This window comes from Bartonella henselae str. Houston-1, assembly GCF_000046705.1.
In the GTDB taxonomy this organism is placed as follows: Bacteria; Pseudomonadota; Alphaproteobacteria; order Rhizobiales; family Rhizobiaceae; genus Bartonella; species Bartonella henselae.
In genome coordinates, this window is sequence record NC_005956.1 from 93,412 (window position 1) to 111,362 (window position 17,951).

A 17,951-nucleotide genomic window follows, 5' to 3' on the forward strand; every position below is an offset into this window, starting at 1 on the left:
ATATAAACAAGATACTTTCATATATTTATCAGCTCCCAATTTTGCAATTGTTTGTGTATGTAAGACGGTTTATAAGAGCTATATTTACTTTGTTCTAAAACAGGTTTCTCCACACGCTAGTCCTTTTTATGATGTAGTAATAAATGATTTCTATTTGATTTATCATAAGAGAATCTTACTGTATTTTGTGCTCTCATTCAAGTTAGAAGATGATAAATTATCCTTATAAATCAATAGATTATTATTTTTATAGCATACATGGCGGTGATTATTTAAGTGATATTTTCTGATTTTTATGAGTAGAAAAAGATGAATTTTTAGATCAAAAGGGAATCTAATTGAGGGATATTTACGACTTAGTCATTTTTTGTATTGGCAATATGGCAATGAAATTCACTATTATAAAACTATTGTTTTCATAGAATGAAAACAATAGTTTTATATATTATTGTTAAAGATCCTACGATAAGGTAAGCTCAATAATTTGAATATACAGGTATAATTTAAAGATTCTTCTAAATTCTACTCTCGAGTTTTAGACATAAGGTCATAAAATAATGGCATTTTGTACATCTATTTTTTAATTTTTCCATGTCAATTTTTTTAAGAAAGATGCCTTTATTTCATTGCGTTATGTCTTTGGGTGGTAATTTAAAGAACAATCGACGATTTTCGGGGGGATGGATAGAGTAAATTTGTTTTCACTTTTCTTGAATTTCACTAAGAGATGGTAAAAAGTTAATGAGGAGACTCTTTTAATGGATGATGTTGAAAATGGTGTTGCAGATGTTTTTGAAAAACAAGCAGCATTTTTGTCGTCTGCTTTACCTTATATGCAAAAATATGAAAATGAAACGGTCGTTGTAAAATATGGCGGTCATGCTATGGGTGATCCTGCTTTGGGACGGGCGTTTGCACGTGATATTGCTCTGTTGAAGCAATCAGGTATTAACCCTGTTGTAGTCCATGGTGGAGGTCCTCAAATTGCTGAAATTTTGATGAAAATGGGGATTGAGTCGCGGTTTGAAAACGGTTTACGCGTAACCGATGAACGGATCGTGGAAGTAGTTGAAATGGTTTTAGCGGGTTCCATAAACAAAGAAATAGTCGCTCTCATAAACGCTGAAGGTGAATGGGCAATAGGATTGTGTGGCAAGGATGGCAATATGGTTTTTGCCGAAAAAGCTTATAAAACTGTGATTGATCCTGATTCGCATATTGAGCGTGTTTTGGATTTGGGATTTGTCGGTGAACCTGTTGAAGTTGATCGCACATTATTGGATCTTTTGGCATGTTCTGAAATGATTCCAGTTCTTGCTCCTGTAGCTCCAGGTCGCGATGGCAAAACCTATAATATTAATGCTGATATTTTTGCTGGGGCCATTGCCGGTGCCTTAGAGGCTAAACGCCTTTTGTTTTTGACTGATGTTCCTGGTGTATTGGATAAAAAGGGTAAACTTTTAAAGGAATTGACAATCTCTGAAGCTGAAAACCTCATCAAAAATGAAACAATTTCAGGTGGTATGATTCCAAAAGTAGAAACTTGTATGAAGGCTCTTCAAAATGGGGTGGAAGCTGTTGTCATTTTAAATGGCAGAACTCCCCATTCTGTCTTACTAGAACTGTTTACTGAACAGGGAGCTGGAACGCTTATCGTTTCGTAAAGCGTACAGAATAAACTGGAGGATGAAGCCTTTCATGAATAATACAAAACAGTTGAAACGTCCTTTATTAAACAAGCAAGAGTTGGCATTATTTGCTGCCACAATATTGTGGGGCATTACATTTTTAGTGATTCACATCGCGGTACGCTATAGCGGGCCTCTCTTTTTTGTTGGATTTCGTTTTATGGTTGCATCGCTTATCTGTGGGGCAATTTTTTGGCGCTCTCTGAAAGGTATAACCGTTTATGAAATATTTGCTGGAATGGCTATTGGTTTGGGAATGTTTTTGGGTTACGCTTTACAAGCAACGGGGCTGCAAACGATTATTAGTAGTCAGTCGGCTTTTATTACGGCGCTTTATGTTCCGATAGTTCCAATATTGCAATGGATTGTTTTTAAAAAGCCACCTCGTTTAGCTTGTTGGCTTGGTATTATTTTCGCTTTTATTGGGCTTATCCTTATTTCTGGCAAAAAGTCTGGAAGTTTTGATTTTTCAAAAGGTGAAATTCTAACTTTGTTAGGCGCTTTAGCAATTGCGGGAGAAGTTATACTCATTGGAATTTTTGCCCACAAGGTTGATAGCCGGCGTGTAACGATTATACAGCTATTTTTTAGTGGTCTTTTTTCATTTTTTTGTATGCCTTTTATAGGGGAGAGCATACCTCCATTTTCATGGGTGTGGCTGAATATCGGTATAGGATTGGCATTGATGAGTGCTATCATTCAATTAGCTATGAATTGGGCACAAAAGTCTATTTCACCTACGCGTGCAACACTCATTTATGCAGGTGAACCTGTCTGGGCTGGTATTGTTGGGCGTTTAGCTGGTGAGCATTTATCCCCTTTAGCTTTATTGGGAGGGGCACTTATTCTGATTGGGATCGTTGTGGCTGAATTACAACCTTCACAATGGCGGAAAAAGAAAAATAATTTAAAAAAGTGATTAACTTTTTTCCCTCTCTTATTTTGATTTTATTTCGTGATATTCCACGTGAAGAGATTTCATTCTTTCTGTTTCTTCAATGAAACGAAGCAGATTACTGATGCTTTTTCACTTTTAAGGAAAGAGGCAAAGGAATCTTTTAGAATAAAATTCTTTAAAAACAATGAACTTTTTTAAAGACATTGTACAAGAGAGCATATTTATAAAGTTTTGATAGTGGCAAAGGTCACTTGTTCTGATATGAGTTTTTTTATTTTGTAAGATTGATAAAAAGTGGATCGTTATGTACGAAGAGAAAAAATGCTTCTTGCGAATTTTATCTCAAGTTTAAGTTCTATGGGCATTTTTGATATTATACGAACATATGGATGGATAAGACCAACAGATATGCAAGAGTTAAGAGTATTTGGGTACCCTTTCAATCGTTTTTATTGAGTTTAGTAAACAAAATCCTCATTTGTTAGGATATGAGGAGTTGTGTTTTGAGAAGCTCTTTTCGTTTATATTTTTTTGAAAGGTTTTCAAAAGAGCACAATTGGTCTTTGCGTTTTGTGCTATTCTTTGCTAAATCGCCCGTATGACAGTAGATCGTAATTATATCCGTAATTTTTCCATTGTGGCGCATATCGATCATGGAAAGTCGACTTTAGCTGATCGTTTGATTCAAATGACAGGAGGGCTTGAGACACGTGAGATGAAAGAGCAAGTGCTTGATTCCATGGATATTGAGCGCGAACGTGGAATTACAATTAAGGCACAAACGGTACGCTTACACTATAAAGCAAAGAATGGTGAGACCTATATTTTAAATCTTATTGATACGCCTGGTCATGTGGATTTTGCTTATGAAGTTTCACGCTCACTCGCAGCGTGTGAAGGTTCGCTATTGGTGGTAGATGCGAGCCAAGGTGTAGAGGCGCAGACGTTGGCAAATGTTTATCAAGCTATTGATAATTCTCATGAATTGGTTGTTGTACTCAATAAGGTTGATCTTCCAGCAGCAGAACCTGAGCGCGTTAAAGAACAAATTGAAGATGTAATCGGTATCGATACTTCTGAAGCCGTGGAAATATCGGCAAAAACAGGTTTAGGTGTTTCTGATGTTTTAGAAGCAATTGTTACACAATTACCATCTCCGCGTACTGGAGATGTTAACAAGCCTTTAAAGGCGATGTTGGTTGATAGCTGGTATGATGCATATCTTGGTGTCATCGTTTTGGTACGGGTAATTGATGGTATATTGAAAAAAGGTCAGATCATTCGGATGATGGGGACTGGGGCAAAATATCCAGTTGAACGCGTTGGAGTTTTTACTCCAAAAATGATTCAGGTTGATGAATTAGGACCTGGGGAGATTGGTTTTATAACGGCCTCTATCAAAGAAGTTGCTGATACGCGAGTTGGTGATACCATTACGGAAGAGCGCTGTCCTTGTGAAGAAGCGTTACCTGGTTTTAAGCCAGCGCAACCAGTTGTTTTTTGTGGACTTTTCCCCATTGATGCCGCTGATTTTGACGATTTACGTGCAGCTATGGGTAAGTTGCGCTTAAATGATGCCAGTTTTTCTTTTGAAGTTGAAACATCAGCGGCTTTGGGGTTTGGCTTTCGTTGTGGCTTTTTAGGACTTCTTCATCTTGAAATTATTCAAGAGAGATTAGAACGCGAGTTTAATTTGGATTTAATTGCAACAGCACCTTCGGTTGTTTATCGTATGAATATGCATGATGGTTCTGTCAAAGAACTTCATAATCCAGCGGATATGCCTGATATTGTTAAAATTTCTTCTATTGAAGAACCATGGATTCGGGCCACAATAATGACTCCTGATAACTATCTTGGATCAGTTTTAGAACTTTGCCAAGAACGTCGTGGAATACAGGTTAGTTTATCCTATGTTGGGACGCGTGCGATGGTGACATATGATTTGCCGCTGAATGAAGTGGTTTTTGATTTTTATGATCGTTTAAAATCAATCTCAAAGGGTTATGCATCTTTCGATTATCAGATGAGGGATTATACGGAGGGTGATTTAGTGAAAATGTCTATTTTGGTGAATGGAGAGTCTATAGATGCATTGTCGATGCTTGTGCACCGCACTATTGCGGAAAAGCGTGGGCGTTCACTGTGTGAAAAACTGAAAGACCTTATTCCTCAGCATATGTTTCAGATTCCAATTCAAGCAGCGATTGGTGGTAAAATCATTGCACGCGAAACTATTCGTGCTTTACGCAAAGATGTAACGGCTAAATGTTATGGGGGTGATGTCACGCGTAAGCGCAAACTTTTAGAAAAGCAAAAAGAAGGCAAGAAGCGAATGCGCCAATTTGGAAAAGTAGAGATACCACAGTCAGCTTTTATTCAAGCGCTCAAAATGAATAAATAATGAAATAAGGGAGTATCCCCCCTTATTGATTGCTTTGTATTTTATTGATTAGCAAAGATTTTTGAAGAGTAAACTTTAGTCACGCAAAAGATCATTAATAGATGTTTTTTCTCGTGTTTTTTGGTCAACGCGTTTCACGATAACAGCACAATAAAGATTAGGGCCTATTTCACCGTTTGGGAGTGGTTTTCCGGGAAGAGAACCTGGAACAACGACAGAATAGGGAGGGACTTCGCCTATAAAAATTTCACCTGTTGTACGGTCAATAATTTTTGTAGATTTTCCAATAAAGACTCCCATTCCTAAAACAGAGCCTTCACGAATAATACAGCCTTCAACGACTTCAGATCGTGCACCAATAAAACAATGATCTTCAATAATCGTTGGGTTTGCTTGCAGTGGTTCTAAAACACCTCCAATACCAACACCACCAGAAAGATGAACATGTTTGCCAATTTGTGCACAAGAACCAACAGTGGCCCATGTATCGACCATTGTTCCTTCATCAACAAAAGCACCAAGGTTGACAAAGGATGGCATCAGAATAACATTGGGTGCAATATAAGCAGAATGGCGTACAATCGCTCCAGGAACGGAACGGAAATCCGCTTTTTTAAAGTCAGCTTCTTGCCAATGAGAAAATTTTGAAGGGACTTTATCCCACCAAGATGTTCCATTTACTCCACCGGTCATAATTTGCATAGGATTGAGCCGAAAAGAAAGAAGAACGGCTTTTTTCAACCATTGATGAACGTGCCATTTTCCATTTTTTTGACGTTTTACAACACGGACTTCACCTTTATCAAGAAGGTTTAACGCATGTTCGACACTCTCAAGAATTTCACCCTTAGTGGTTGTATTGATAGAGTTGCGGTCGTCAAATGCTTTTTCAATAATCATTTCAAGTTGTGTGAGATCAGTCATAACCAGAGTTCCGTTAAACAAGTTGAAAGCTTCAGGATTTATTGCTTTATGACCTACGCGAAGAAATGTATTCAGTCAATAAAACGATAAGGAAGCAGGATAGGTGTATGAAAAAAGATTATACAGAAAAAACAGAAGAAGAACAAAAACATTGGACACCACTTCTCCAAGCGAAGGATTCCCTACAACAAGTAAAAAAGTTTTCTAATTCAGCACAAATGCGTTCGCCTACTTATCGTTTGGCTTATATCGATCAAGAATTTATGATGCGTCCTGAACTACGTTCACAACGTATTGGTCTTGAGTTTTTAAAGCCAGAAATGACGCTTCAAGAATGTGATATTCAATCAACAGTCGTTTTATTTGGTGGTGCGCGTATTCCAAAACCTGGAAAAGAAGCGTGGGCAGCAAAAAATGAAACACAAAAGAAGAATTTGCATGCTATGTCACATTATTATGATGAAGCAAGGGAATTTGCACGTTTATGTTCATGCTATTCTGCTACGACCGAGTATCGTGAATTTGTGGTTGTCACAGGGGGAGGGCCAGGGATAATGGAAGCGGGGAGTCGAGGTGCTGTTGATGTTGGTGCACCAACGGTTGGTTTAAATGTTGTTTTACCGCATGAACAAGAACCTAATTCTTATGTGACTCCGCATTTATGTTTTAATTTTCATTATTTAGGGATACGCAAAATGCATTTTCTCATGCGGGCAAAGGCATTGGCTATTTTCCCTGGAGGATTTGGTACTCTAGATGAGTTGTTTGAAACATTAACTCTAATACAGACGGGACGTATGAAACGGGTTCCGATTTTACTCTTTGGCAAAGAGTTTTGGGACAATGTGATCAATTTTGATTATTTGTCAGCGCAGGGTACAATTTCTCCCTCCGATGTTGATTTGGTGAAATTTGTTGACGCAGCAGCACAAGCTTTTGAAGAAATTCGTTGCTTTTATAAGCTTCCTTAATCGTTTTGAAGGATGTAATTTTTAAACAGTTTTTAATATTCCACCTTGGTCAAATAAAGTCCTGAAGGTGGCGCGACCATACCACAACGTGTGCGATCTTTGGCATGAAGAGCTGCTTCAAGATCTTGTGTTGTCCAGCGTCCAATACCAACTTCCATGAGGCTTCCTGCAAATGAACGAATTTGATGATGAAGAAAGGAGCGCGCTTGTGCATAGAGGAAGATCTCTTCTCCCTCTCTTTGAACATCGAGACGTTCAAGGGTGCGAATAGGACTTTTTGCTTGACAATGTGCTGAACGAAAGGTGGTAAAATCATGTTTCCCTACAAGTTTTTGGGCAGCTTCATGCATGGCTTGCGCATTAAGGGGTTTTGGTATCCACCATACGCGTTTAGTGTTTAGGGCTGGTGGAGAGCGGCGATTGAGAATTTTAAAAAGATAATGGCGTTTGATTGCGGAAAATCGTGCATCAAAACTATCGGGGACGTTTTGTACATGCAAGATTGCAATATTGTCTCCCTGTTTTTGCAAATGCGCATTAAGCGCATCGCGTACAGTATGTGTACGCCAATTTTTTTCAAAATCAACATGTGCAACTTGTCCGGTAGCATGTACACCAGCATCAGTTCTACCAGCTGTCGTAATGGTCAATTGTTGCCCACTAAAATGAAAAAGTGCCTGTTCAAGAGCACTCTGTATAGTACGAAGTTCTGCTTGGCGCTGCCAGCCGGCATAATTTGAGCCATCATATTCAAGAGTGAGTTTAAAACGTGGCATATTAAAAAACAGCAGAAATATGAGCACCTTGCAAAAAGGTCGCACACTCAAGAACTTTACCACCAGATCTTTGCAAATAGGTTACTTCAAGACACCCTTGTCCGCAATGGATAAGTAAAGAATCTGGTCCTTTCTCTATTCGACCAATTTCAAGAGAAGGACGTGTCGTTAGGCGACTTCCAAGAATTTTGACACGTTCTTCTCGACCGGCGATATTCATGTTGCACCAGCAACCAGGAAAAGGAGAAAGAGCGCGGATATATCTGTGAATAAATTCTGCAGGTTTTGTCCAATCAATGCGTGTTTCTTCTTTTTTTATTTTTGAGGCATAAGTTATGTTTTCTCCTGATTGTGCGGTAAGTTTAAGTTGCCCTTTTTCAAGAGCCGATAGCATTTCTATCATAAGATCTGCACCTATATGTGAAAGCTTATGTGCAAGTTCATTAGTAGTGGTGTTATCAGTAATGGGAATGGCACAAGAGAGAGCGATAGGCCCTGTATCAAGTCCTTCATCCATTTTCATAATCGTCATCCCTGTTTCCTTATCACCAGCCATAATAGCACGCTGAATAGGTGCAGCACCACGCCAGCGTGGTAAGAGTGAAGCATGGGCATTGAAACAACCAAAACGGGGTGTTTCAAGAATGGTTTTCGGTAAGAGGAGTCCATAGGCAACAACAATGGCAACATCAACAGCAAGTTCTGTAAATTTGGTTTGTTGTTCTGCTGTTTTGAGTGTTTGAGGTGTAAAGACAGGAATAGATTTTGCTTTTGCTAGATTTTGTACAGGTGAGGGGATCAATTTAAGGCCACGCCGTCCTGCAGGGCGAGGAGGTTGGCTATAAACAGCTGCAATATCATGACCAGCGTCCAATAAAGCCTGTAAAATGGGAACAGAAAAATCAGGTGTCCCCATAAAACTTAACCGTAATACCATTACAAAACTGCTTCCTGTGTGTTTTTTTCTTTTGCACGTTTTTTAAATTTTCGTATCACCATATCGCGTTTGATCTTTGAAAGATAATCAATAAAAAGGCGACCGTTTAAATGATCGATTTCGTGCTGTAAGCAAGTAGCGAGGAGATCATCTGCCTCAATTTCTGTTTGTTTTCCTTCACGATTTTGATAGCGAACACAGAGGCGTTTGGGGCGTTCGACTTCTGCAAAATATTCTGGAATAGAAAGACAGCCCTCTTTGTAAATATTACGCTCATCTGAAAGCCATAAGACTTCAGGGTTGATAATAACTAGAGGATTTTTCTGTTCATCATTTCGCGAGACATCTAAAACCAACATACGTAGGGGTATGCCAATCTGAATGGCGGCAAGGCCAACGCCTTGGGCGTGATACATAGTTTCCAGCATATCATCAGCGAGTTTTTGAACAGCTGAATCAATATACTCAACAGGTTTGGATATTTCCCGTAAAATCGGATCAGGTACAATAACTAAAGGTCTCATTGGCATGAGGCACAGATTAATCAATGGTTTGTTATGGGTCAATATTGAATGGCAGATTCTTACGCTTTTTTACGGTAAGAGCGTTATATTACTTTTTATGTTTGATTCGTTTTTTTCTTTTATACTCGCTGATGAGTCTTTTGTTAAACTGAGCGCTCTGCTTTTGCTTATATTCGTTTGCTTGGTATTTTTTATGCTGATGCATTCTTATCGGAAAAAGGCGCTTTGGGAAAGTGAAACTGCTGAGCGTTCTCGTGAAGTACAAATGCAAATGGCTACATTGCTAAAAACACAGGCTGAAATGCAAGGACGGATGCAAACGATGGCAGAAATTTTTGGTCAAAGACAGGCGGAATTAAATAAGTCACTCAGTGAGCAACTCAATGGGATGACAGCCAATTTAGGGCAAACTCTTCAGGTACAGACCAAATCGACTTATGAAAATTTGAATCGTTTGCAAGAGCGTTTAGCGGTCATTGATGCAGCACAAAATAATATTCAATCACTTGCGGGACAGGTTGTTCAGTTGCAGGCAATTTTAAGCAATAAGCAAACGCGTGGTACTTTTGGTCAAGGGCGGATGGAAGCAATTATTGCTGATGCCCTACCAGCGAATGCTTATATTTTTCAAGCTGTGCTCTCTAATGGAAAGCGGCCAGATTGTCTCATCCACATGCCGAATAAGGCACCTTCTTTGGTTGTTGATGCTAAATTTCCTCTAGAAGCTTGGAATGCTATGCGTAAAGCAACATCAGCACAAGAACGTCAAGAAGCAGAACGCCAATTTCGTACCGATATGGAAGTTCATATTCGTGATATTGCGCAAAAATATTTAATTTCTGGAGAAACACATGACACAGCTTTTCTTTTTGTGCCATCGGAATCGATTTTTGCAACGATCTATGAGGATTTTGAATCGTTGGTACAAAAAGCTAATCGAGCACATATAATTATTGTATCTCCGTCTTTGTTGATGCTCTCTATTCAGGTTGTACAAACCATTATGAAAGATGCACGGATGCGTGAACAAGCGCATTTGATTCAGTCAGAAGTAGCAAAATTGATGGAAGATTTTGGACGAATGGATACACGTATTCGCGCATTACAGAAGCATTTTTACAAAGCAGGAGAGGATATAGAAGGGATTTTAATCTCATCTTCCAAAATTATGAAACGAGCTAACCGTATTGAAACTTTTCAATTAAAAGATAATAATTCTGAGCCAATGGAAATAAAAACATCTGCTCAATCGCAAACATTGCGTTTGGTTGATGAGGAGTAAAACAAATTTCTTAGTCATCATAAGTATGTTCATATCCTTTATGGATTGGTAATAATTTTTTAGTATCCATAGTGCGCGTTTTATTTCCTAAGGAGAGAAACAGAGGAAATGCGACACCTTTTGTTTTTAGGGGTATTGGTGTTTCTGCTAGGGGGATGTACAACAACCTCCCCGATTTATACAAACAATGCTTGCGCCATTTTAGCGCAAAAAGATGGTTTTTTTGATAATTGGGGAAAGGCTTCTAAAAGAGCAGAAATACGCTATGGGATTCCTATACCTATTATTCTTGCAACCATTAAGATGGAATCAAACTTTCGTCACAATGCACGTCCTGCGCGCAAAAAACTACTTGGTTTTATTCCATGGAAGCGTCCGTCGACAGCATATGGTTATTCTCAAGCACTTGACAGTACATGGGCAATGTATCTTCGCTCTACGGGAAGATCTTTTGCATGGCGTACTAATTTTGCAGATGCCGCTGATTTTGTTGCTTGGTATCATCGCCAGAGTGTTCAACGCAATGGTGTGAGGTTTGATGATGCGTATAGCCTTTATTTAAATTATCATATGGGTCATAGTGCTTATGCGCGTAGTAAAGGATATGTACCTGGTACACTTGCACAAGCGGCACAGCGTATGGCAATTATGTCTAGACACTATGACCAGCAATTAAAGGCATGTGGACGGCGTTAAGGAGGATTATAAAAATATTTGAAGTAGGAATTAAATTGGTTTTCAAATTGACTTAAGTGCAGAATTTCTTATAACCTGAATAAGCAAATGTAGTTTTAGAGAAACAGTTCCAAATATTGCAAAAAAACGTTGCATTAAGACGGTGCATAAAAGGCATTTTCCTTCTTTGAAGAGTTGTTATCCACACACTAATTCTATTTCTGACATGCAAACAAATGATTTTGATTGATTCACTATGAACAGGTTTGAAATGAAGGAATTTTACAATATTTGGATTTCTCATTCAATATTCAAAACGATAAATTGTCATTATAAATTAACAGCTTGACTTAATTGTTATACGAATTAAATACCTCTATGACAAAAGACTCTTTCAATGCATTTTAATAACACGAGGGAGAGGATTTTTTTATCAAAACCTTTGTTAAAACGGAGATACGATATCACAAGGTAAAAAGTTCAATATAAAGCTTGCTAATAAAATACATGAAAGACCACTAATCAGAAAAGCTTTGTTTTTTCTCTCTTTTTATAAAAGCCAAACGGCAGAGTACAAAAAGAAACAAAGAGCAGTTATCATCACTTAGAAAGATTGATAATCTAAACGGACAGGGTGAAGTTAAATACAACCGTACTTTTTGATTAAAAACAATTACGATACCCCTAAAATTGGAATGATTTGCTTCCAATTTATCCATAAACAGACTTATCGCTATACTTTCTCATGAAAGATCAGCAGATCTTATAAAATACCCAATATTTTTCGTAAAGCAACCTAGTGCAAAGTTACAATTTGTAGCTCATGCTCATTGGCTCCTGCAAGAGCAATAGAGCGCTCATCGGATAAAATGATTGGATAACCTGTTTCACCAAACAGAGCCCATACTGTAATACCAGGGGTCATTGGCGGAAGATCTGGAAAATTTTTAGCCAGATCATCTGTACAAACCTTTTTTAAATAAGCAATCTGCCCCGTATCAGAATGGGTCATATCTTGCAACGACAAGTTTTGTTTATGCTCTCCCATTTCATTATTCCTTTATACCTTAACTCTTATTACTTACTTTGATTGGAATTTGCTTCATTTGTTTTTTTGTTTTTGGCTGGTATAAGTTAATTGATAAAAGACCATTTTTCAACTCGGCATTTGTAACGTGCATTCCTTCGACAAGAACAAAAGTACGTTGGAATTGACGTGCAGCTATACCACGATATAGATATTGGTGGTTTTGACTGTCTGTTTGTTTACCATGAATAATCAATTGGTTGTCATCGAGCAAGATATTGAGATTATTGACTTTAAAGCCAGCAACAGCCAAAGTTATGCGTATATGGCTTGCATCATCATTTTTGTGTAAACGCTCAATATTATAAGCGGGATAAGTTTCATCAGCTTTACCAATACGTCGCAATGTTTTTTCTATTGTTTCAAATCCTAAGAGAAAAGGATTGGAGAAAGGCGTCACATGTGTCATTGTGAATGTCCTCTTTAAAGCGGCTATACTCTAAATAAAGCGTTTGTTCCATCCTTCTCATATGGCGAGTGTAATTGGTAACTTCAAGAGAAAAGATGAGAGAGTTCAATGACTCATAAAACAATAAAATTGTCAAAAGAAAAAAAAGTTGCTGGAATATTGTATAGCGAAGACGAAATTGAAGAAATATTTCGCCGTTTTTCTATTCAACGCCCGACTCCTAAAAGTGATCTTATCTATACAAATGTTTTTACTCTTTTAATTGCAGTTGTTCTCTCAGCACAAGCGACAGATGCAAGTGTTAATAAAGTGACAAAAGAATTATTTCGCCTCGCAGATCAACCGGAAAAAATGGTTGCTTTAGGAGAAGAAGAAATTGCACGCCATATTCGTACAGTTGGTCTTTGGCGTGCAAAAGCGCGCAATATTTACGCGCTTTGCAGCTTTTTAATTGATCACTATGGTGGTCAAGTACCTGATAATCGTGAGGCACTTATGGCACTTCCTGGTGTGGGGCGTAAAACAGCTAATGTTGTTTTGAATGTTGCTTTTGGTTGGCCTACATTGGCGGTGGACACGCATATTTTGCGCCTTGGGAACCGTCTTGGTTTAGCGCCCGGCAAAACACCAGAGATTGTCGAAGAAAAGTTGTTAAAGATTATACCGTTCCGGTATCTTCGTTATGCACATCATTGGCTCGTTTTACATGGGCGTTATATTTGTCAAGCGCGTAAAGCACAATGTACGCGGTGCATCATTGCTGATCTCTGTAAAGCAGCAATCAAAACAAATGCAATTCCAGCACCTTTGGTTGAAGTTCAGGGGAATGGAGCTCCAATTTTTTTTTGATATGGACTTGCTATTTTGTTGATACTGCCTTATGAAAACATTGTTGGAACCGCCCGGCAGGGCATGCCGTGGCTGTTTAAATGCTTATTCAAGCTTTGGTCCGTTTGAATAAAAAGATTCGCTTATGAATAATGTATGGAGTAGCAAAATGCCCAAGATGAAGACCAAATCGTCCGCTAAGAAGCGGTTTAAAATCACTGCGTCAGGTAAAGTTAAAGTGGCAGCTGCAGGTAAACGGCATGGCATGATTAAACGTTCGAATAAATTTATTCGCGATGCTCGTGGAACAATGGTTTTGAGTGAGCAAGATGCTAAAAAAGTTATTCAGCATTATTTGCCAAATGGTTTGTAAACCTGACGCTTTTGATTTTTAGGAGAGTATTACATGGCACGTGTAAAAAGAGGTGTTACAGCGCACGCTAAGCACAAAAAAGTTCTTAAACAGGCTGAAGGTTTTTACGGTCGTCGTAAAAATACCATCCGTGCAGCTAAGGCGGCGGTTGATCGTTCAAAGCAGTATGCTTATCGTGATCGTAAAAATAGGAAACGTACTTTCCGTGCTTTATGGATTCAGAGAATCAATGCAGCTGTCCGTGCAGAAGGTTTAACTTATGGACGCTTTATTGATGGTTTATCAAAGGCTGGTATTGAGATTGATCGTAAGGTTCTTTCAGACATAGCAATTCATGAGTCAGCGGCATTTTCTGCTTTAGTAGCTTCTGCAAAGAAAGCTTTGGAATATTTGAAAGATACAACGCCTAATGCTTTTGAAGGCGCTGTCAAGTAAGCCAGTCGCGTTCTCTTAAAGCATTCATTTATTCGGGATCCCGTACTGGTTAGGCTAGTGCGGGTTTTTTTTATTCAAAAAATAGGCAAAGATATGAGCGATATTGAGCGTCTTGAACAAGAAATTTGTTTAGCCTTAGAGATGGCTGGTGATGAACAGGCACTTGAAGCTGTGCGTATTGCAGCGTTAGGCAAAAAAGGCAGCATCTCTGAAAAGTTAAAAGCATTAGGAAAGATGAGTGCTAGCGAGCGCCAGAAAGTTGGTCCAGTTCTTAACGGATTAAAAAATCGCGTTTTAGAACTATGGACGCAAAAGCGTGATTTTCTGAGGCGTCAAGCAATGGATGCATGCCTTACTCGTGAAACAGTGGATATCACTTTGCCTGTGCGTTCTTCACCGATAGAACGGGGGCGTATTCATCCGATTTCACAAGTGATTGAAGAAATTATAGCTATTTATATGAAGATGGGTTTTTCTCTTGCAGAAGGACCAGATATTGAAACAGATTATTATAATTTTACGGCATTGAATTTTCCTGAAGGTCATCCAGCACGTGAAATGCATGATACCTTCTTTTTTGATGTTAATAAAACGGGAGAGCGGAAATTATTGCGCACCCATACATCGCCTGTACAAATTCGCACAATGGAAAAGCAGAAAGCACCGATACGTATCATTATTCCTGGAAAAACGTATCGTATGGATTCGGATGCAACACATTCACCCATGTTTCATCAGGTAGAGGGTCTTGTGATTGATAAAACCTCTACTATTGCACATATGATGTGGCTTCATGAGACTTTTTGTAAAGCCTTTTTTGAAGTTTCCTCTGTAAAGATGCGTTTTCGCCCCTCTTTTTTCCCTTTCACTGAACCCTCCATGGAAGTAGATATTCAATGTGATCGTTCTGGTTCAGAAGTGAAATTTGGGGAAGGACAGGATTGGCTGGAAATCTTAGGATGCGGAATGGTTCATCCTCATGTCTTAAAGAATGTTGGTTTAGATCCTGATGAGTATCAGGGTTTTGCATGGGGAATGGGCATAGATCGCATTGCTATGTTGAAATACGGTATGCCTGATTTGCGAGCTTTTTTTGATGCTGATCTGCGTTGGTTAGATCATTATGGCTTTCGTTGCTTTGACATGCATGCTTTTTTTCCTGGTTTAAGAAATGTGTGATCTTGTCATAGTTTTCCTGTGAGGTTTTAAAATGAAATTTACATTGTCTTGGTTGAAAGATCACTTAGAGACAGATGCATCTTTGGATGAAATTTGTGATAAACTAACGGCTATTGGTCTTGAGGTTGATCATGTTGATGATCGTTCTTATTTAAAAGGTTTTGTGATTGCAAAAGTTTTAACGGCAATAAAACATCCTGATGCAGATAAACTACAGATTTTATCGGTAGATACAGGGGCTGATAAACCTGTACAAGTTATTTGCGGGGCACCAAATGCACGTGCTGGACTTGTTGGTGTTCTTGCTTTACCAGGGACTTATGTACCAGGACTTGATGTGACGCTATCGGTAGGCAAAATCCGTGGTATTGAAAGTTTTGGGATGATGTGTTCGTGGGCCGAGCTTGAATTATCAAATGAGCATGATGGAATTATCGAGCTTCCAGAAGATGTGCCTATTGGAGCTTCCTTTGCAGTTTATGCAGGTTTAGATGATCCGGTGATTGATATCGGTTTGACGCCCAATCGTTCTGATTGCACAGGGGTTCGCGGTATTGCCCGTGATCTTGCTGCGACTGGAATTGGTCGGTTAAAAGAACTATCCTTGCCACAATTGGGTACTACCTTTGAAACATCGCTTGATGTTTCTTTAGATTTTTCGCAAAGCGCGTTGTTATGTTTGGGGTTTGCTTGGTGTGAAGTTCGCAATGTTCAAAATAATGCATCGCCACAATGGATGCAACAACGTTTGAACGCCATTGGTTTGAGACCAATTAATGCGTTGGTTGATATAACCAATTACATCAGTTTTGATCTTGGTCGTCCGCTGCATGTTTTTGATGCCGATAAGATTAAAGGTAATTTGCGTGTACGTTGTGGTCGTGAAGGTGAACAGCTTCAGGCGCTTAACGGAAAAGTCTATAATTTAGGTGTTAAAGATTGTGTTATTGCAGATGAAGAGGGTGTTGTTTCGATTGCCGGTATTATGGGTGGTGAAAGAACGAGCTGTGATGAGACGACGCGTCGCGTTATTATTGAGTCGGCACTTTGGGATGCGCAGAGTATTGCGCAGACAGGGCGTGCATTAGGACTTATCAGTGATGCCCGTTATAGGTTTGAACGGGGTGTGGATCCGGCTTTTATGGAAACAGGGCTTGAGATTGCAACAGAGTTGGTCCTACGTCTTTGTGGTGGTGAAGGTTCAAAGATGAAGATTGTGGGTTATCAGCAGCCAGAAATCAGACAGATCACTTTTCCACTTTCTGAAATTAAACGTTTAACATATTTGGAAATAGAACATGAACAAACCATGACTATTTTGACACAGCTAGGATTTGATAGTGAAGGTCAAGGAAATGTGGTTGTGGTTAAAGTACCAACATGGCGTCCTGATATTGTCGGTAAAGCGGATTTGGTGGAAGAGGTAATGAGAATTTATGGGCTGGATAAAATTAAGCCGATACCGTTAGAAAGTTTTATGGAGGTCAAAGATCCAGTTTTAACAGTTTCGCAACTTCGTTCACGTATTACACGTTTCGCCTTAGCGGGGCGTGGTATGAGAGAAACTGTGACTTGGTCTTTTATTTCTGAAAAACAGGCGCTGGCCTTTGGAGGTGGTCAAGCACAGCTTAAATTAGTAAATCCCATTTCTGCTGATATGTCCGTTATGCGTCCCTCTCTTTTGCCTGGTTTGTTGGTGGCTGCACAGCGCAATGCTGACCGTGGTTTTCCAGATTTTGCTTTATTTGAAGTTTCCAACATCTACGAAGACGATACTCCTGATAAGCAACACCGTGTTGCCGGTGGTATTCGCCGTGGAACAGAGCAGTTTGGAGGGGCAGGGCGATTTTGGAATGGGAATGCAAGAGCGGTTGATGTTTTTGATGCCAAAGCAGATGCATTGGCTGTTTTAGAAGCATGCGGTCTAGAGAGTGGCAAAGTTCAAATTGAAGTGGGAGCACCTGATTGGTATCATCCTGGTCGTTCAGGGGTTATAAAGCTTGGATCAAAGATTATTCTTGGTTTTTTTGGTGTTTTTCATCCTGCTACATTGGAGAAATTAGATATCAGTGGTCCTTTATGCGGTTTTGAAATTTTTCTCGATCGGATTCCAGAGCCAAAGAAGAAAGCAACAAAAAGCCGTTCTCCTTTGAAATTATCATCGCTTCAAATGGTGCGGCGTGATTTTGCATTTGTCGTTGATAAAATGGTTGACTCTTCTCTGATTGTTCGTGCTGCCAGTGGAGCGGATAAAAAGCTTATTCATTCGGTACAGGTTTTTGATGTTTTTGAAGATTTAAGCCTTGGTGAAGAGAAAAAATCTGTTGCGATTGAAGTTGCTCTTCAACCCATTGAACGGACTCTCACTGATGAAGATATAGAAGAGCTTGCCTTGAAACTGGTAGAAAATGTCACTAGGATGACGGGTGCAAGTTTGCGCTGTTGAATCTTTTTCTCATCTATAAATATTCACCAAATAGGAGCACTCCGAGAAGTGCTCCCTTATTTTCAGACATTCAAGAGCTGTGGAGTTTTTTGAAAGGACCTTCATACTAAAGAGA

At 39.1% G+C, this 17,951-nt stretch carries 17 protein-coding genes; 11 read left to right on the top strand and 6 right to left on the bottom strand.

Annotated features, from left to right (window positions below; all coding sequences use genetic code 11):
- Positions 1–758: 758 nt before the first annotated feature.
- The 3 genes from argB to lepA all read left to right on the top strand — a co-directional run bounded on the left by argB (position 759) and on the right by lepA (position 4,990).
- The gene (argB, locus tag AYT27_RS00340; RefSeq protein WP_011180030.1) at positions 759–1,664 is read left to right on the top strand and encodes an acetylglutamate kinase; all 906 of its coding nucleotides are present in this window, start codon (positions 759–761) and stop codon (positions 1,662–1,664) included.
- A 34-nt stretch (positions 1,665–1,698) separates the two neighbouring features.
- Complete coding sequence (locus AYT27_RS00345) at positions 1,699–2,607, top strand: DMT family transporter (protein WP_034447589.1); 909 nt, start codon at positions 1,699–1,701, stop codon at positions 2,605–2,607.
- A gap of 577 nt (positions 2,608–3,184) precedes the next feature.
- Complete coding sequence (lepA, locus tag AYT27_RS00350) at positions 3,185–4,990, top strand: translation elongation factor 4 (protein WP_011180032.1); 1,806 nt, start codon at positions 3,185–3,187, stop codon at positions 4,988–4,990.
- Between the two features lie 75 nt (positions 4,991–5,065).
- Here the strand turns inward: lepA and dapD are convergent, their stop codons facing one another.
- The gene (gene dapD / locus AYT27_RS00355; RefSeq protein WP_011180033.1) at positions 5,066–5,914 is read right to left on the bottom strand and encodes a 2,3,4,5-tetrahydropyridine-2,6-dicarboxylate N-succinyltransferase; all 849 of its coding nucleotides are present in this window, start codon (positions 5,912–5,914) and stop codon (positions 5,066–5,068) included.
- Between the two features lie 107 nt (positions 5,915–6,021).
- Between dapD and AYT27_RS00360 the strand changes: the two genes are divergently transcribed.
- Complete coding sequence (locus AYT27_RS00360) at positions 6,022–6,885, top strand: LOG family protein (RefSeq protein ID WP_011180034.1); 864 nt, start codon at positions 6,022–6,024, stop codon at positions 6,883–6,885.
- A 32-nt stretch (positions 6,886–6,917) separates the two neighbouring features.
- On the opposite strand, the gene truA is transcribed toward AYT27_RS00360, so the two are convergent.
- From truA to def, 3 genes are read right to left on the bottom strand one after another with little or no spacing between them, the layout of a single operon-like run.
- Entirely contained in the window at positions 6,918–7,661 is a 744-nt protein-coding gene (gene truA, locus AYT27_RS00365) for a tRNA pseudouridine(38-40) synthase TruA (RefSeq protein ID WP_011180035.1), read from the bottom strand.
- A 1-nt stretch (position 7,662) separates the two neighbouring features.
- Positions 7,663–8,598 (bottom strand): methionyl-tRNA formyltransferase, encoded by a 936-nt coding sequence (gene fmt, locus AYT27_RS00370; RefSeq protein ID WP_011180036.1) that lies wholly within the window; start codon positions 8,596–8,598, stop codon positions 7,663–7,665.
- Positions 8,598–9,128, bottom strand: a complete 531-nt coding sequence (gene def, locus AYT27_RS00375) for a peptide deformylase (RefSeq protein WP_011180037.1) — start codon at positions 9,126–9,128, stop codon at positions 8,598–8,600. The genes fmt and def overlap by 1 nt, the downstream gene beginning before the upstream one ends.
- Before the next feature lie 91 nt (positions 9,129–9,219).
- Between def and AYT27_RS00380 the strand changes: the two genes are divergently transcribed.
- Both AYT27_RS00380 and AYT27_RS00385 read left to right on the top strand, forming a co-directional pair.
- A complete protein-coding gene (locus tag AYT27_RS00380) occupies positions 9,220–10,404 on the top strand; it encodes a DNA recombination protein RmuC (RefSeq protein WP_011180038.1) in 1,185 nt (394 codons plus the stop codon).
- A gap of 108 nt (positions 10,405–10,512) precedes the next feature.
- On the top strand, positions 10,513–11,100 hold the full coding sequence (locus AYT27_RS00385; RefSeq protein WP_011180039.1) for a transglycosylase SLT domain-containing protein: 588 nt from the start codon (positions 10,513–10,515) through the stop codon (positions 11,098–11,100).
- A 775-nt stretch (positions 11,101–11,875) separates the two neighbouring features.
- Here AYT27_RS00385 and AYT27_RS00390 read toward each other — a convergent pair.
- The gene (locus AYT27_RS00390) at positions 11,876–12,127 is read right to left on the bottom strand and encodes a BQ00720 family protein (RefSeq protein WP_011180040.1); all 252 of its coding nucleotides are present in this window, start codon (positions 12,125–12,127) and stop codon (positions 11,876–11,878) included.
- A 19-nt stretch (positions 12,128–12,146) separates the two neighbouring features.
- The gene (locus tag AYT27_RS00395; RefSeq protein ID WP_011180041.1) at positions 12,147–12,575 is read right to left on the bottom strand and encodes an Hsp20 family protein; all 429 of its coding nucleotides are present in this window, start codon (positions 12,573–12,575) and stop codon (positions 12,147–12,149) included.
- 108 nt (positions 12,576–12,683) lie between these two features.
- Here AYT27_RS00395 and nth point away from each other — a divergent pair, with 108 nt between their 5' ends.
- From nth to pheT, 5 genes are all read left to right on the top strand, one after another.
- Positions 12,684–13,424, top strand: a complete 741-nt coding sequence (gene nth, locus AYT27_RS00400; RefSeq protein WP_011180042.1) for an endonuclease III — start codon at positions 12,684–12,686, stop codon at positions 13,422–13,424.
- A 148-nt stretch (positions 13,425–13,572) separates the two neighbouring features.
- On the top strand, positions 13,573–13,776 hold the full coding sequence (rpmI, locus tag AYT27_RS00405; protein ID WP_011180043.1) for a 50S ribosomal protein L35: 204 nt from the start codon (positions 13,573–13,575) through the stop codon (positions 13,774–13,776).
- 33 nt (positions 13,777–13,809) lie between these two features.
- Positions 13,810–14,211 (top strand): 50S ribosomal protein L20, encoded by a 402-nt coding sequence (gene rplT / locus AYT27_RS00410; protein ID WP_011180044.1) that lies wholly within the window; start codon positions 13,810–13,812, stop codon positions 14,209–14,211.
- Between the two features lie 93 nt (positions 14,212–14,304).
- A complete protein-coding gene (pheS, locus tag AYT27_RS00415) occupies positions 14,305–15,390 on the top strand; it encodes a phenylalanine--tRNA ligase subunit alpha (RefSeq protein WP_011180045.1) in 1,086 nt (361 codons plus the stop codon).
- A 31-nt stretch (positions 15,391–15,421) separates the two neighbouring features.
- On the top strand, positions 15,422–17,836 hold the full coding sequence (pheT, locus tag AYT27_RS00420; protein WP_011180046.1) for a phenylalanine--tRNA ligase subunit beta: 2,415 nt from the start codon (positions 15,422–15,424) through the stop codon (positions 17,834–17,836).
- Positions 17,837–17,951: the final 115 nt, after the last annotated feature.

What these genes read in the sequence shown, in the direction of transcription:
- argB (WP_011180030.1), top strand. Translation starts at nt 759, where the DNA reads ATGGATGATGTTGAAAATGGTGTTGCAGATGTTTTTGAAAAACAAGCA.
- AYT27_RS00345 (WP_034447589.1), top strand. Translation starts at nt 1,699, where the DNA reads ATGAATAATACAAAACAGTTGAAACGTCCTTTATTAAACAAGCAAGAG.
- lepA (WP_011180032.1), top strand. Translation starts at nt 3,185, where the DNA reads ATGACAGTAGATCGTAATTATATCCGTAATTTTTCCATTGTGGCGCAT.
- dapD (WP_011180033.1), bottom strand. Translation starts at nt 5,914, where the DNA reads ATGACTGATCTCACACAACTTGAAATGATTATTGAAAAAGCATTTGAC.
- AYT27_RS00360 (WP_011180034.1), top strand. Translation starts at nt 6,022, where the DNA reads ATGAAAAAAGATTATACAGAAAAAACAGAAGAAGAACAAAAACATTGG.
- truA (WP_011180035.1), bottom strand. Translation starts at nt 7,661, where the DNA reads ATGCCACGTTTTAAACTCACTCTTGAATATGATGGCTCAAATTATGCC.
- fmt (WP_011180036.1), bottom strand. Translation starts at nt 8,598, where the DNA reads ATGGTATTACGGTTAAGTTTTATGGGGACACCTGATTTTTCTGTTCCC.
- def (WP_011180037.1), bottom strand. Translation starts at nt 9,128, where the DNA reads ATGCCAATGAGACCTTTAGTTATTGTACCTGATCCGATTTTACGGGAA.
- AYT27_RS00380 (WP_011180038.1), top strand. Translation starts at nt 9,220, where the DNA reads ATGTTTGATTCGTTTTTTTCTTTTATACTCGCTGATGAGTCTTTTGTT.
- AYT27_RS00385 (WP_011180039.1), top strand. Translation starts at nt 10,513, where the DNA reads ATGCGACACCTTTTGTTTTTAGGGGTATTGGTGTTTCTGCTAGGGGGA.
- AYT27_RS00390 (WP_011180040.1), bottom strand. Translation starts at nt 12,127, where the DNA reads ATGGGAGAGCATAAACAAAACTTGTCGTTGCAAGATATGACCCATTCT.
- AYT27_RS00395 (WP_011180041.1), bottom strand. Translation starts at nt 12,575, where the DNA reads ATGACACATGTGACGCCTTTCTCCAATCCTTTTCTCTTAGGATTTGAA.
- nth (WP_011180042.1), top strand. Translation starts at nt 12,684, where the DNA reads ATGACTCATAAAACAATAAAATTGTCAAAAGAAAAAAAAGTTGCTGGA.
- rpmI (WP_011180043.1), top strand. Translation starts at nt 13,573, where the DNA reads ATGCCCAAGATGAAGACCAAATCGTCCGCTAAGAAGCGGTTTAAAATC.
- rplT (WP_011180044.1), top strand. Translation starts at nt 13,810, where the DNA reads ATGGCACGTGTAAAAAGAGGTGTTACAGCGCACGCTAAGCACAAAAAA.
- pheS (WP_011180045.1), top strand. Translation starts at nt 14,305, where the DNA reads ATGAGCGATATTGAGCGTCTTGAACAAGAAATTTGTTTAGCCTTAGAG.
- pheT (WP_011180046.1), top strand. Translation starts at nt 15,422, where the DNA reads ATGAAATTTACATTGTCTTGGTTGAAAGATCACTTAGAGACAGATGCA.